We start from the raw sequence: 14915 nt of genomic DNA, 5'->3' as shown, positions 1-14915 counted from the left end.
GTCTCCAGTACCGCCACGGGTGCGACGTACCCGTGAGGAAAACACCGTTCTCATCTCGGAGGGACAAGCATGCGCGTAGTGATCGTCGGAGGCGGCACGGTCGGGTTGTGCACCGCCGTCTTCCTCGCCCGTCAGGGTGTCTCGGTCCATGTGCTGGAGCGCCGGGCACAGGTCAACGACCATCCGCGGGCCTTCGGCATCACGGACCGGTCGGCGGAGATCCTCCGGGAGGCCGGCATCGACATCGAGACGGACCATCTCGTCCGTGGCCTCATGACGGGCACGAGCCTGGCCGATCTGACCACCGTCACGGCCAAGTTCGAGCCGCCGGAGATCGGCCCGGCGAAGCTGGGAAGCTGCCCGCAGGACCGGGTCGACCGGGCAGCGCTGGCACGGCTGCGGGAGCTCGGCGGCCAGGTGGACTTCGACAGCGAGGTGGTCGCGGTGACGGACGGCGGCGTCACCACCGCGGACGGCAGGACCGTCACCGCGGACTACGTGATCGCCGCCGACGGAGTCCGCAGCCGGATGCGTGACCTGCTCGGCATCGGCGTGACCGGCCCGGGACCGCTGAGCAGTTCGCACATGCTCAACGTGCTGTTCCGCGCGGAACTGCCCACCCCGCCGACGTCCATGACGTTCCTGCGCAACGAGCGGGCGTCCGGGATCCTGCTGAAGGTCGACGAGAGCGGCCGCTGGGTCTTCCACATCCCGAACGGTGACCCGGAGACCCCCGTCGAGCGGATCCGGCAGCAGATCAGGGACGCCACCGGCGTCAGCGACATCGAGCCGGAGATCATCAGCCTGCTGCCCTGGTCGTCGACGGCGCGGGTCGCCGACCGCTTCCGGCAGGGCAACGTCTTCCTCGTGGGCGACGCGGCCCACGTGGTGCCGCCGGTCGGGGGTCTCGGACTCAACGTGGGCATCGCCGACGGCCACAACCTGGCGTGGAAACTGGCCGCCGGCGGTGACGCGCTGCTCGACACCTACGAGGCCGAGCGGCGGCCGGTCGCGCTGTTCACCATGCGACAGACCGTGCTCCGCGCCGAGAACCGTGACCTGCACTGGGACAACGACGCGAGCCGCGCCGCCGACCGGGCCGCCGTGGGCATGGCGGGCATCATGATCCCCGTGATCGGCTACCGGTACGACTCCGGCGCGGTGGTCGACCCGGAGCCGCTCTCCGACATGGAGAACCTCGTCCTGGACGGTGCCCCGGGCAGCCGTCTGCCGCACCGGTGGCTTCCGGACGGACGGTCCACGGTCGACCTCGTCGACGGATTCACGCTGATCACCGGGACCGCGGCCGACCACTGGCTGGACGCGGCACGGGACCTGGGCATCACGGCGCACGCGGTCGAAGGGTGGGCCGAGGCCGCCCGCATCAAGGAGGACGGCGCCGTGCTCGTCCGCCCGGACGGGTTCGTCGGCTGGCGTACGGCCACCACACGGCATGCCGAGGCGACCAGCACGCGGCACCTGCGGGACGTCCTCGACCGGATCCTGTGCCGGCAGAAGGCCTGACGCGGATCCGTACCCCTGGCATGCGGTCGACACCGGCACGGTCGGTGTCGACCGCATCGCCGTCTCGGCGCCGGGAGGCGCCCCCCGACCACCTCCGTACGCCCGTCCCTGGGTCGAACCACACACGAACTCGCCTCGAACCGCTGCCGCGAGCATCGGCGCCATGAGGTCCCTCGACCACCGACCTCAAGCGAACGCGCGCTCGGCGCGCCCCGTTCGCGGACGTTCCCCGCGTGATGGTGGAGGCCGGGCCGGCAGGGATCAGGTCCGGGTGGGACGCGAGGCCGGTCAGGAACCCAACACCGAGGCAGAGGAGGCGGAGGATGGATTTCGGCGCTGATCCCTATCCCGAGTACGCGTGGTCACGTGCGGAGGAACCGGTCCGGCAGGTCCTGGAGGGCCGTGGCCTTTACGGACTGCTGGTGACCCGGTACGAGGACGTGCGGAAACTGCTGTCCGATCCCCGGATGAGCAAGGACCCGCGCAACGCACCGCTCGACTGGCAGGAGGCGGGCAAGGGGAGACCGCTGGAGGACCGCACCGGGCTCGGGACGCATCTGCTGACCACGGACGCGCCCGAACACACGCGGCTGCGCCGGCTGGTCTCGACCGCCTTCACCGCCCGCCGCGTCGAGGGCCTGCGCACGCAGGTGCAGCACATCACCGACGGGCTCCTCGACACCATCGTGCCCCGCGGACAGGCCGAGCTGATCGGCGACTTCGCGTTCCCGCTGGCGATCACGGTGATCTGTGAACTGCTGGGAGTGCCCAAGGCGGACCAGGACGTGTTCCGCCAGTGGACGAAGGACTTCCGGCGATGGACGAACACCGACTCCGCCCAGGACGACCGCGGTGACGCCCGGCCGGTCGGACTGCGCGACCTCCTCGAATATCTGACCCGACTGGTCGAGAAGCGCCGTCAGGACCCGGCCGACGGACTGGTCGACGCGCTGATCGCGGCCCGGGACGACGACGACCGGCTGAACGAGGCCGAGTTGCTGTCCATGATGTCCCTGTTGCTGGTCGGCGGCTTCGAGACGACGGTCAATCTGATCGGCAACGGCACCCTGGCCCTGCTGCGCCACCCCGACCAACTCGCCCTGCTGCGCGAGCGACCGGAACTGGTGGACTCGGCGCTTGAGGAGATGCTGCGGTACGACGGGTCGTTCGAGACGGCGACGTGGCGGTTCCCGCTCGAACCCATCGAGGTGGCGGGCACGCGCATCGAGAAGGGCCACCCGGTGCTCCTGTCCCTGGCGTCGGCCAACCGGGACGGGGCGAAGTTCCCGGCACCGGACGACTTCGACGTCAGCCGCGCGGACCCCGCGCACGTGGCCTTCGGGCGGGGTGCGCACTTCTGCCTCGGTGCTCCTCTGGCCCGGCTGGAGGGCCGGATCGCGTTCCACGGACTGCTGGGCCGGTTGCCCGGCTTGGCCCTGTCCGTACCGCCGGAGCAGTTGCGATGGCAGCGGAGCCTCACGGTCCGCGGGCTGGAGGCCCTGCCGGTCACCTTCGATGCCTGACCCCGGCATCGACGATTCCGTTTTCTCGCCATGGACCGTCATCAGAAAAGAGACCCACATGCCGAATACAGCAGTCAGCGCACGAGCGGTGAGGGCACGATGACCCGTCGGATCGCCATCACGGGTATCGGAGTGCGCGCCCCGGGCGGAGGAAACGCCAAGGAGTTCTGGGATCTGATCTCCTCCGGTACCTCGGCCATACGCACCATCTCGCTCTTCGACGCGTCCGGGTTCCGCTCCCGGATCGCGGGCGAGTGCGATTTCGACCCGGTCGCGGAGGGCTTCTCCGCGCAGGAGATCCGGCGCATGGACCGGAGCGCGCAGCTCGCCGTCGCCGCGACCAGGGAAGCCGTCGCGGACGCCGGACTCGACCTGGCCGAGACGGACCCGCATCGCTGCGGGGTCAGCGTCGGCAGCGCCATCGGCGGCACGATGAGCCTGGACCGGGAGTACAACGTGCTCTCCGACGGCGGCCGCAAGTGGCTCCTCGACCACGAGTACGCGGTGCCGCACATGTACAACCATCTCGTCCCGACGTCGATCGCCGCGGACGTGGCCTGGACGGCCGGGGCGGAAGGCCCCGTGTCCCTGGTGTCCACGGGATGCACCGCGGGCATCGAGTCGGTGTCCCACGCGGCGCGGCTGATCCGCGAGGGATCCGCCGACGTGATGCTGGCCGGCGGCTCGGACGCGTCCCTCTCACCGATCTGCGTCGCCTGCTTCGACGCGATCAAGGCGACGACGCCGCGCAACGACGAACCGGCCACCGCGTCCCGCCCGTTCGACCGCACCCGGAACGGCTTCGTGCTCGCCGAAGGCAGCGCGATGATGGTGCTGGAGGAGCTGAACCACGCCAGGGAACGCGGCGCACGCGTCTACGCGGAGATCGGCGGATGGGACGTGCGCGCCAACGCGTACCACATGACCGGCCTCAGGACCGAGGGCCCGGAACTGGCCAAGGCCATCGAGGTGTCGCTGCGGATGGCCGGGCGGGTGCCGGAGCAGGTCGACTACGTCAACGCCCACGGCTCCGGTACGAAGCAGAACGACGCGCACGAGACCGACGCGTTCAAGCGCACTCTCGGCGACCACGCCTACCGGACGCCGGTCAGTTCGATCAAGTCCATGATCGGGCATTCGCTGGGCGCCATCGGCTCGATCGAGATCGCGGCATGCGCGCTGGCCATCGACGCCGGGCTCATTCCGCCGACCGCCAACCTGCACGAACCCGACCCCGAACTGGGACTCGACTACGTGCCGCTGACGGCGCGGCAGGCGGACCTGCGGACGGTGCTCAAGGTCGGTAGCGGGTTCGGCGGTTTCCAGAGTGCCATGGTGCTGACCAAGGGGGGATCCGATGAGTAGGGCAGTCCCGGAGAACGGCGACGGCACGACGCCGGAGCGTCCTCGCGCGGTGATCACCGGTCTCGGGGTGGTCGCGCCGAACGGGTTCGACACCGACGAGTACTGGGACGCCGTCCTCCACGGGCGGGGCGGCATCGACCGGGTCACCCGCTTCGATCCGGAGCAGTACCCGGCCACACTGGCGGGCGAGGTGGCCGACTACGACGTACGGGCGTACATCCCCGGACGTCTGGTGCCGCAGACCGACCAGACCACCCGGCTGGTGCTGATCGCGGCGGACGCAGCTGTCCGGGACTCCTCGCTCGATCCGGCCGCGCTCCCGGAGGACCGGGTCGGCATCGTCACCGGTCTCTCCGCCGGCGGGCTCGAGTACAGCCAGCGCGAGCTGGAGAAGCTCTGGAGCCTCGGCAGCGACCATGTGAGCGCCTATCTCTCGTTCTCATGGTTCTACGCGGTGAACACGGGTCAGATCTCCATCCGGCACGGGTGGCACGGCCCCGGCGGCGTCCTGACCGGGAACACCAGCGGCCTGGACGCCATAGCGCAGGCCCGCCGGCACGTGGTCGACGGCCTGCCGGTCGTGATGTGCGGCGCCGTGGAGAGCGCGATGTGCCCGCTCGGGTGGACCATCGAGCTGACCACCGGCCGGATGAGCACGGTCGCCGACCGGACCCAGGCCTACCTGCCGTTCGACACCGCCGCGTCCGGCTACGTACCGGGAGAGGGCGGCGCCATGGTCGTCGTCGAGGAGGCCGGACACGCGCGCGGTCGAGGCGCCCGGCCGTACAGTGAGATCGCCGGGTACGCCACCACCTTCGACCCGCGGCCCGGTTCGGCACGGGAGCCCGGGCTGCGCCGGGCGATCGAGTCCGCGCTGTCGGACGCCGGTGTGACGCCCGACGAGGTCGACGTCGTGTTCGCGGACGCGGCCGGGGTCGGCGAACTCGACCGCGCGGAAGCCGCCGCCGTCACCGCCGTCTTCGGTCCACGGGGTGTTCCGGTGACCGCGCCGAAGACGATGACAGGCCGGCTGTACTCCGGTGGCCCGGCGCTCGACGTGGCCACGGCGTCGTTGAGCATGAGGCACGGGGTCATCCCGCCGATGATCAATGTGACCGACCCCGTCCGGTCCGACCGGCTCGACCTCGTGCTCGACCGGCCGAGGGAGACGACCGTGTCCACGGCTCTGGTGCTGGCCCGCAGCGACGGCATCAACTCCGCGATGGTGCTGACGGCGGCATGACGAACGCCGGTGGCAGCCGTCCATGACGGCTGCCACCGGCGTCGTCCCGGACGAGGCACCCGCTGGTGACGCGGGCACCTCGACTCGGTGTCCTCCGGCTCACGGCCTGGCGATGATCTCCAGGATGCCGGCCGTCCAGGTGAAGCCCGCGCCGACCCCTGCCAGCAGGCACGTCTGCCCCGGCTCCAGTGCGCCCTCGAAGGCGAGATGGGCGAGACCGGCGAACTGGTCGCCCGCGCCGAGGTGCCCGACCCGCCGCCCCCAGGACCAGGTCGAGCGCTGCGGATCGATGCCGAACGGGTCGAAGTACTGCGCCCGCATCCGGGTCCGGCCCAGGTTCGGCAGCACGTACCAGTCGATGTCGCCGAGTTTGACGTCCGCCTGGGCACAGGCCCGGTCGAACGCCTCCCGTTGCCCCGCTTCGATGCGGTCGATCAGGGCCTCCACGCCGAGTTCCCGGACCAGGGAGTCGCTGTGCAGGTCGATCGGCGCTCGCGCGGCCAACGGCGCGTCACTGAACCGCTCGCCCCGGCTGCCGTGCTCCAGCCCGGGATCCGACACCGTGACGAGTCCGCGGAGCCGGGCGAAGCCGGTACGGGTGGAGACCACCACCGCGGTGCCGCCGTCGCCGCAGATGGTGCTCGGGTCGCTGCGCCACCGGTCGAAGCCGGGCAGGCTGAACCGGTCGGCCGTGGTGACCAGGGCCGTCGCCCCGCCGTACGCGCGCAGGTGGCCGGCCGCGAGTTCCAGGGCGATCATGCCGCCGTTGGACATCTGGCGGACCTCGACGGCCGGGCAGGAGCCACCGCCGCAGAAGCGCTGGACGTACGACGCCGCCGGCCACATGTCATGACCTTGGTGGTACGCGCAGGCGTGCAGCAGCAGCCGTAGGTCCTCCGGCCCGACCTCGGCGCGCGCGAGGGCGTTCCGCGCCGCCAGCACCGCCATCTCCGGCGCCGACTTGTCCGGCGAGACGCACACCGACTCGATGCCGGTGTTCCAGACCCGCGCCCGATCGGCGAGGCCGGCCAGCTCCGCCTCGTCGAGTGTCAGCCGCTCGGGCAGCCACGAACTCGCGGCGGCGACGTAGAGTCCGTCGCTCATCTTCTTCCTCCCACGGATCGGATTGCCTCGGGTTTCCCCTGTCGGGTCATGGTCGTCATGTCCGGCGGAGGCTCGTTCGAGGCCCGGGCGAGGCCTCGCCGTGGCGCGTACGAAAAGCCTTGCCGCGGTGCGCGCGTCCGGACGGTCCAGAGGCCGAATACCGGGAGCCCCGTCGACCGGAACTCGACTGGGTGTCGAAGCCTTCCGGCGATGTTGGTTTCGACGTCACGAGACGAAGGGATCGACAATGGCGACTTTCACTCAGGCGGACCTGGTGGGGCACATACGCCAGGCGGCCGGCGAGGACGAGGGATTCGACCTGGACGGCGATATCGCCGACATCACGTTCGCCGATATGGGCTATGACTCGGTCGCGATGGTGGAGGTGACGCTCCAGGTCGAGCGTGAACTCGGCATCGGCCTGCCCGAGGACGACAGGGCGAGCAAGAACTCGACCCCGAAGCAGTTCGTCGAACTGGTCAACGAGCTGCTGCCCGCGTCGATCTAGCCGCGGGGCCGGTGGCGTGGACGGCTCACCAAGGAGAAGATCATGTACAGAACAGAGCACGAGCAACGCTTCGACAACGGCGCTCCGGAAGCACCCGAGCAGCTCGGCCTGCTCTCCGAGATCCTCAACAGGGAGACCTTCCGCACCCTGGGTGAGGAGGTACGCGTCGGGCATGGGTGGCGTTGCTGGGAGGTGGGCGCCGGTGACGGCTCCGTCGCCCGCTGGCTGGCCGCCAGGGTGGGGACGTCCGGACACGTGGTGGCCAGCGACCTCAAGCCCCAGCACGTACCCAGCCATCCGCGGATCGAGGCGATCCGCCACGACCTCGTCGAGGACCCGTGGCCGGAGCCCGCGTTCGACCTCATTCACGCGCGGCTGGTGCTGATGCACGTGGCCGACAAGGAAGCGGTCGCGGCGAGGCTGGCCGCACATCTCCGGCCGGGCGGCGCGCTGGTGCTCACCGACTGGTACTGCGGATGTGCCGACGAGGGAATCATCAAGTCCCCGGTCGACGCATACACGGCGCGCATCTTCCAGGAATACCACGACGGTGTGCACGAACTCGCCGGAGAAACCGGTATGGATTTCGAATGGGCGGCGTGTGCGCCGGACGTTCTGTCCGCCGCCGGCTATCGGGACATCACGGTGCGCGACTTCCGGGCGCCGGGGGAGGGCGGGGCGCCGACCGCGCGGCTCGCCCGGCTGCACAGCAGCATGCTGGAGCCCTTCCTGCTGAGTCGGACATCTTTGACCGAGGCCGACCTCTCCGTAATTCGGGAGAAACTCCTGGACCCGGAATTCGAGATGGTGACCAACCACACGTACACGACCGTCGTGCGGGTGCCGAAGTAGAGGCGATCCGCCGGAAACAGGCGGCGTCGAAAGAACGACCCCGTCCGCCGCACGTACCGGCTTCAACGGTCACTGCAGGTCAAACCGGGACAGGCCACCGTGTATCCCCGGGGTCGCGCTTCGCCGACTCCCCCTCCGGGTGCCACACGGTGGTTCCTGCCTGTTGAACAGCCGTGAACCGAAGCAGTGGGGCAACGCCCGGCATGTACTCCCGGGCTTGCCGTCCTGAACTCCTTTACCAAGAAAGGTTAAAACGACTCGATTCGATCTTGTTGGGAAGTGGAGCCCCGGGCTACGGTATGTCGTGCGCCAGCGAATATGGGGGAGTTATGACAGCTGTTGCGGCAAAAGCCTCAGCGGTAAAGCGACATGCCAATTTCGCAGCCCGTAAAGTCAAGCACGAGCTTGAATGGAAGACGGCAGAGCCTATCGACGTCGGCTCCGTGACGGAGCCTCCAAGATTTTCCGTACGCCGCTCGGCGGGAATTCCGGCACCGTCGTGGGAACCGCCGCCCGATCCGGGGGCGCGGAATGCTGCCTGACCGCGCCGGCCCGTTGCGGATCGTACTGATCGACGACCACGCGCTGCTGCGCGAGGTGGTGTGCGCGACGCTCAACGTGGAACCGGACATGGTCGTCGTCGGCGTCGCCGCCGGCGGTGCCGCCGGCAGCGCGCACTGTGAGACCGAACAGCCCGACGTCGTGCTGCTCGACGGGAACATTCCTGACGAGTCGGTGACCGAGACAGTGCACACGATCCGCTCCGCCTCGCCGAACGCGCGAATCCTGATCGTCAGCATGCCCGACGATCCGGCGCTGGTGCGCCAATTGCTCGACTGCGGCGTCCGGGGCTATCTGAACAAGTCGGCGAGCCGGAACGACCTGGTGTCCAGCATCCGAGCGGTGTGCGCGGACGACATCCGCATCGTGCTCCACATATCCGTCGAGGCGCTGACGCACATCGCCACGACGGCGAGCTGCCAGGACAAGCTCACCCGGCGGGAGATGGAAATCCTGACCCTGGTGAGCAAGGCCATGAGCAACCGGCAGATCTCGCGGCGACTGACCATCGCCGAGGGAACCGTGAAGCGCCACCTGGGCACCATCTTCACCAAGTTAGGCGCTCGCTCCCGGCTCGAAGCGGTCAACAAGGCGGTTTCCATCGGGCTCATCGCCCGCGCCGGGTGAAACGCCGGGAGCAATGCGGCCGGCTGACACGGCGCAAGAACCGCAGGCGCAGATCAAGGGAAGGTACGCAGACTGTGGCAGGCTTAAAGGGCAAGACCGCGCTGGTGACGGGCGGTCGGACCGGTCTCGGCTTCGGCATCGCCACCGCGTTGGTGGAGCGGGGCGCGAACGTCGTGATCACTTCACGCAATGAGGACGAGCTGCGCAAGGCGGCCGCCGCACTCGACGGGGAACGGGTCATCGCGGTCGCCGGTGACGCCCGCGACCCCGAGCACCAGCGGATCGCGGTGGAGACCGCCGTCGACCGGTTCGGGTCCCTCGATCTGCTGGTCAACAACGTCGGCGGCACGGAGCGGACCGCCCGCCGACTGGTCGATGTCGATGTGGCGTCGTACCGGCGCACGGTCGAGATCAACCTGATGTCCGCCCTCACCTGGGTCCAGACGGCCTGGCACGGCTGGCTCGGCGAGCACGGCGGCGCCATCGTCAACATCTCCTCCATCGCCGGCGAGCTCGCCGTTCCCGACGGCACGGCCTACGGGACAGCCAAGGCGGCGCTGAACCACTTCACCCGGCAGATGGCGAACGAGCTCGCCCCCACGGTCCGGGTGAACGGCGTCGCGTCCGGCACGGTCCTCACCGACTTCACCCGGGCGAACGTCGAGGGCAGGGAGGACAAGGTCATCGGCTCCATCCCGCTGAGGCGCCTCGGCGAACCCGCCGACGTGGGCGCCGCCGTGGCCTTCCTGCTCTCGGACGATGCGTCCTGGATCACCGGGCACACCCTGGTCGTCGACGGCGGCCGGCTCCTGCACAACAGGTAGGACGACACCGGCGCGGTCGAGGATCGCCGCGAGGCGATCCCCGATCCGTCCGCGTGGCCTTCCGCGGGGCGGTGACTACCGGCTGAGCTGCTCCGCGAAAGGCCTCCCCGAGACCCCCCAGTCCGACCAGGAGTCGCGTCCGGTCAGCACCTCCTGATGGAGTTCCCGCAGCATCCCCGAGGGTTCGAGGCCGAGTTCGGCCGACAGCGTCCGGCGCAGATGCTGGTAGGCGACGAGCGATTCGTTCCGCCTGCCGCTGGAGGCCAACGCCTTGATCAGCTGCGCGTGGTACCACTCGTTGAGCGGGTCGGCCAGCAGCATCGCCTTCAGCTCCCCGACCAGTTCCCGGTGCCGTCCCAGCATGGCGTCCGCCTGGATGCGCAGTTCGACGGTATGCGCCCGCTGTTCCGTGAGATGGACGACGTGCGCCCGGATCGACGGACCGGCGGTCACATCGGCGAGCGCCGGCCCCGACCAGAGATCGAGGGCCTGCCGCAGTAACCGCGCGGCCGCGGCCGGATCGCCGGCGGCGAGCGTGGTCCGCCCCTGCTTGGCCAGCCCGAGAAACGCTCCCAGGTCGAGCTGGTCCGGGTCCACCCGGAGCATGTAGCCGGTGCCGCAGGTGGCGAGCACCTGCTCGACCGTGCCCTCGGGCACCCACGGTTCGAACTGACGCCGCAGCTGGTAGATGTACGTCTGCGCGGTGGGGACGGCACTCTTCGGAGGTTTGTCACCCCATAGTTCATCGATGATCGCGTCGAGCATGACGATGTTGTTCGAGCACAGGAGCAGCTGCGCCAGCACCCGACGCGCCATCGGCGCGGTCGGCGTGCAGTCGCCCAGGTCGTTGGTGACGGTTAGGCGGCCTAGTACCTGGAATCGCAACACGGGCGAATGCCTCCACACAGTGATCGTCGGGTCGGGCCTCGACCCAGACTCTGCCGATCCCTTTGCCGGGCAGGCAATGCTGCGAGGCGAAGGTCCCACCCCGGTGACCGAGTCGGATCGTGTCCCCTACAACCTTCGTCGCATTGCCGGGGCGAGAGGTTTGCGAGCGGCGGCACCGGCCGAGCCCACCCTTCCCGAGAGCAGAGTGAGATTCCGCTGTCATGACAGAGAACTTCGTGAAAACGAGTGGTCAGGGCGTCGTCGCGGTGGTCGGTCTGTCGTGCCGCCTTCCGGGCGCGAGCTCCCCCGAGGCGTACTGGGAGCTGCTGGCGGCCGGCCGGGAGGCCGTCGGCGGGGTTCCCGCCGACCGCGCCGCCCACGTCGGCACACGGGTGTCCAGGGCCGGTCTGCTCGACGGCGTCGCGGACTTCGACGCGGGCTTCTTCGGGGTGTCGCCCCGCGAGGCCGCGACGATGGACCCCCGGCAGCGGCTGATGCTGGAACTCGCGTGGGAAGCGCTCGAACACGCGGGAGTCGACCCGTCGGCGGTGCGGGGCAGCCGGGCCGGAGTCTTCCTCGGGGCGATGGGGGACGACTACGCCGGTCTGGTGCGCGACCAGGGCGCCGGAGCGATCGACAGCTTCACCCTGACCTCGCTCCAGCGCGGCGTCCTCGCCAACCGGATCTCCTTCTTCCTGGGACTGTCCGGCCCGAGCGTGGTCGTGGACTCGGCACAGTCCTCCGCCCTGGTCGCCGTGCACCAGGCGTACGAGAGCGTGCGGCGCGGGGAGTCGGCGTGGGCGCTCGCGGGCGGGGTCAACCTGGTCCTCTCGCCGGAGTCGACGGCGACCGCGAGCGAGTTCGGCGCGTTGTCGCCGGACGGCCGCTGCTACACGTTCGACGCGCGCGCCAACGGCTACGTGCGCGGCGAGGGCGCCGGCCTGGTCGTGCTCATGCCTCTGGCGGACGCCCACGCGTACGGACACGACGTCGTGTGCGTGATCCGCGGCGGAGCGGTGAACAACGACGGCGGCGGCGAGCAGCTCACCACGCCGAGCCGGGCGGGGCAGGAGGACGTCCTGCGAGCGGCCCTCACCGACGCCGGGACGCGGCCCGCCGAGGTCGGATACGTGGAGCTGCACGGCACCGGTACCCCGGTGGGGGACCGCGTGGAGTCGGCGGCGCTGGCCGCGGCCTTCGCCGGCCGGGACCGGCCGCTGGTGGTGGGGTCGGCGAAGACCAACGTGGGGCACGCGGAAGGAGCGGCGGGGGTCGTCGGCCTCATCAAGGCGGCCCTGGCCGTCCAGCACGGCCGGGTCCCGGCGAGTCTGAACTTCGCCGCCCCGGCGGACGACATCCCGCTCGCCGAGCTGGGCATCGAGGTCGCCACCGAGCTGCGCGCATGGCCCGGCGACGAGCCGCGGGTCGCCGGCGTGTCCTCGTTCGGGATGGGCGGCACGAACTGCCATCTGGTGCTCGCGCAGGCCCCGGATCCGTCCCCGGCCGAGGAGGACCACGGCGTGAGGGCGAGCCTTGTTCCCTGGCTCGTGTCCGGCGGCACCGAGCGGGCCCTGCGGGTCCAGGCCGAACGGCTGGCCGGGCACCTTGCCGCACAGGACGGCCCCCCGGACGCGCTCGACGTCGGGTTCTCGCTGGCGACCACCCGTGCCGCGCTGTCGCACCGCGCCGTCGTCATCGGCGAGGACCCGGCCGAGCTGAGCGGGGGACTGGCCGCGCTGGCGGCGAACCAGCCGGCGCCGAACGTCGTGTCCGGTGCGGTCGCCGAGGGCGGGACAGCCTTCATGTTCACCGGGCAGGGCGCGCAACGAACCGGCATGGGACGGGATCTGTACGCGCGTTTCCCCGTGTTCGCCAAGTCCTTCGACGCGGTGTGCGCGGAACTGGATCCGTCGCTGGGCGGAGAGCTGCGGGAGATCGTGTGGGCCGACGCGGACCTGCTCGGCCGGACCCGGTACACGCAGGCGGCGCTGTTCGCGCTGGAGACGGCGCTGTTCAGGCTGATGGAGTCGTTCGGAGTGCGTCCGACGCATCTGATAGGCCATTCGATCGGCGAGGTCACGGCCGCGCACGTCGCGGGAGTGCTGTCGCTGTCCGACGCCTGCACGCTCGTCGAGGCGCGCGGACGGCTGATGCAGGCGGCCCCGTCCGGTGGGGCGATGGTGGCCGTCAACGCCGACGAGGGCGACGTGCGGGCGCTGATGCCCGCCTCGGGGGTGAGCGTCGCCGCCGTCAACGGGCCCCGCTCGGTGGTGATCTCCGGAGACACCGACCCGGTGCTCGCGACCGCGGAGTCCTTCCGCGCCGCAGGAGTGAAGACCAAGCGGCTGAACGTCAGCCACGCGTTCCACTCCCACCATCTCGACGGAGTTCTCGCCGAGTTCGCCGACGCCATCCGCGGGCTGGCCTTTCACGCTCCCCGGATCCCCGTCATCTCGAACCTCACCGGACGCCCCGCCACCACGGACGAGCTGACCGACCCCGACTACTGGGCACGCCAGATCCGGGGCACCGTCCGTTTCGCCGACGGCATCCGCGCCCTGCACGACGCAGGCGTCTCCCGCTACCTCGAACTCGGCCCCGACCCCGTACTCGCCGGCATGGCCCGGGAGACCCTCGCCGAGCAGGCGCCGGCGGCGGCGGCCATGCTGCGCACCGGGCAGGCGGAGGTCCACACCCTGCTCAAGGCGCTCGGCACCCTCCATGCCACGGGGGCGCCGGTGGACTGGACGCCGCTGTTGGACGGCGGCCGCAGGGTCGTGCTGCCCACGTACGCCTTCCAGCGCCGCCGGCACTGGATCGGCGAGGCGGCGCGCGAGGCCGCGCCCGCCGCGGAGCCGCCGCGGGTCCACGACCGCGAGAGCCTGCTCACTCTGGTGCGCACCCATCTCACGGCCGTCCTGGGGTACGACGCGGCCGACATGACGCCGCTGACGTCGTTCAAGGACCTCGGCCTGACATCGCTCACCGCGGTCGAGCTGTGCGCAGGGCTGTCCTCGGAGCTGGGTCTGGCTCTGCCGGGATCGCTGGTGTTCGACCACCCCACCCCCGATCGGTTCGCGGCGTTCCTGCACGCTGAGCTCACCGGGCACGGCGACGCGGAGGGCGCGCCGAGCGTCCCGGCGTCTCAAGACGGCGACGTCGACGATCCGATCGCCGTCGTCGGAATGGGCTGCAGGTATCCCGGTGGCGTGTCGTCGCCGGACGATCTGTGGGAGCTGGTGCGATCAGGTCGGGACGCCGTGTCCGAGCTGCCTCGCGACCGAGGCTGGGACCTGGACAACCTGTTCGACCCGGATCCGGAGACCTCCGGACGGACGTACGTCCGGCAGGGCGGGTTCCTCGACGACATCGCCGGATTCGACGCCGGGTTCTTCGGGGTGTCGCCGCGCGAGGCGCTGGCGATGGACCCGCAGCAGCGGCTGCTGCTTGAGACCGCCTGGGAGACGCTGGAGGACGCCGGGATCGAGCCCGGTTCGCTGCGCGGCAGCGACACGGGCGTGTTCATCGGTGCCATGGCGGGCGACTACGGCCCGCGGCTCGACACCCCGCACGGCGGGGTCGACGGATACGTGCTCACCGGAAACACCGGGAGCGTCACGTCGGGTCGGCTGGCGTACTTCCTCGGTCTGGAAGGGCCTGCGGTGACGGTGGACACGGCGTGCTCGTCGTCCCTGGTCGCGTTGCACCAAGCCGCCCGGGCGATACGGAGCGGCGAGTGCTCCTTGGCGGTGGCCGGTGGCGTGACCGTGATGTCCTCGCCGGGCATGCTCGTCGAATTCTCGCGGCAGCGTGGGTTGTCTGCTGATGGGCGGTGCAAGGCGTTCGCGGAGTCGGCCGATGGGACGGGCTGGGGTGAGGGTGCGGGGCTTGTGGTG

General features: G+C 70.4%; 11 protein-coding genes. 9 read left to right on the top strand and 2 right to left on the bottom strand.

What is annotated here, in order from left to right:
* The first annotated feature begins 69 nt into the window (after positions 1-69).
* From IF00_RS0124480 to IF00_RS0124465, 4 genes are all read left to right on the top strand, one after another.
* Positions 70-1524 (top strand): FAD-dependent oxidoreductase, encoded by a 1455-nt coding sequence (locus IF00_RS0124480; RefSeq protein ID WP_030321434.1) that lies wholly within the window; start codon positions 70-72, stop codon positions 1522-1524.
* A 323-nt stretch (positions 1525-1847) separates the two neighbouring features.
* On the top strand, positions 1848-3047 hold the full coding sequence (locus IF00_RS0124475; RefSeq protein ID WP_030321433.1) for a cytochrome P450 family protein: 1200 nt from the start codon (positions 1848-1850) through the stop codon (positions 3045-3047).
* A gap of 99 nt (positions 3048-3146) precedes the next feature.
* Positions 3147-4412 (top strand): beta-ketoacyl-[acyl-carrier-protein] synthase family protein, encoded by a 1266-nt coding sequence (locus IF00_RS0124470; protein ID WP_030321431.1) that lies wholly within the window; start codon positions 3147-3149, stop codon positions 4410-4412.
* Positions 4405-5655 carry a ketosynthase chain-length factor gene (locus IF00_RS0124465; RefSeq protein WP_051820597.1) on the top strand — a complete coding sequence of 417 codons (1251 nt, stop codon included), beginning with the start codon at positions 4405-4407 and terminating at the stop codon, positions 5653-5655. Before IF00_RS0124470 ends, IF00_RS0124465 begins: the two co-directional genes overlap by 8 nt.
* Before the next feature lie 99 nt (positions 5656-5754).
* Here the strand turns inward: IF00_RS0124465 and IF00_RS0124460 are convergent, their stop codons facing one another.
* Positions 5755-6759 carry a ketoacyl-ACP synthase III family protein gene (locus tag IF00_RS0124460; RefSeq protein WP_030321426.1) on the bottom strand — a complete coding sequence of 335 codons (1005 nt, stop codon included), beginning with the start codon at positions 6757-6759 and terminating at the stop codon, positions 5755-5757.
* Between the two features lie 247 nt (positions 6760-7006).
* On the opposite strand from IF00_RS0124460, the gene IF00_RS0124455 reads away from it, so the two are divergent.
* The 4 genes from IF00_RS0124455 (at position 7007) to IF00_RS0124440 (ending at position 10131) form a co-directional block, all read left to right on the top strand.
* Positions 7007-7267, top strand: coding sequence for an acyl carrier protein (locus tag IF00_RS0124455; RefSeq protein ID WP_030321424.1), 261 nt, complete (start codon positions 7007-7009; stop codon positions 7265-7267).
* 42 nt (positions 7268-7309) lie between these two features.
* Positions 7310-8119 (top strand): class I SAM-dependent methyltransferase, encoded by an 810-nt coding sequence (locus tag IF00_RS0124450; RefSeq protein WP_030321421.1) that lies wholly within the window; start codon positions 7310-7312, stop codon positions 8117-8119.
* 531 nt (positions 8120-8650) lie between these two features.
* Positions 8651-9307: a response regulator gene (locus IF00_RS0124445; protein ID WP_030321420.1), complete on the top strand. Its 657-nt coding sequence runs from the start codon at positions 8651-8653 to the stop codon at positions 9305-9307.
* Positions 9308-9381: 74 nt separating this feature from the next.
* Positions 9382-10131 (top strand): SDR family oxidoreductase, encoded by a 750-nt coding sequence (locus IF00_RS0124440; protein ID WP_030321418.1) that lies wholly within the window; start codon positions 9382-9384, stop codon positions 10129-10131.
* A gap of 75 nt (positions 10132-10206) precedes the next feature.
* On the opposite strand, the gene IF00_RS0124435 is transcribed toward IF00_RS0124440, so the two are convergent.
* Positions 10207-11019: an AfsR/SARP family transcriptional regulator gene (locus tag IF00_RS0124435; RefSeq protein ID WP_037638987.1), complete on the bottom strand. Its 813-nt coding sequence runs from the start codon at positions 11017-11019 to the stop codon at positions 10207-10209.
* A gap of 221 nt (positions 11020-11240) precedes the next feature.
* Here IF00_RS0124435 and IF00_RS0124430 point away from each other — a divergent pair.
* On the top strand, positions 11241-14915 hold a 3675-nt coding region (locus IF00_RS0124430), incomplete at its 3' end, for a type I polyketide synthase (protein ID WP_158710516.1).

It is taken from the genome of Streptomyces flavochromogenes, from assembly GCF_000717595.1.
Classification (GTDB): domain Bacteria; phylum Actinomycetota; class Actinomycetes; order Streptomycetales; family Streptomycetaceae; genus Streptomyces; species Streptomyces flavochromogenes.
The sequence above is the reverse complement of the archived record's forward strand: the minus strand, read 5'-3'. Positions and strand labels throughout refer to the sequence as shown.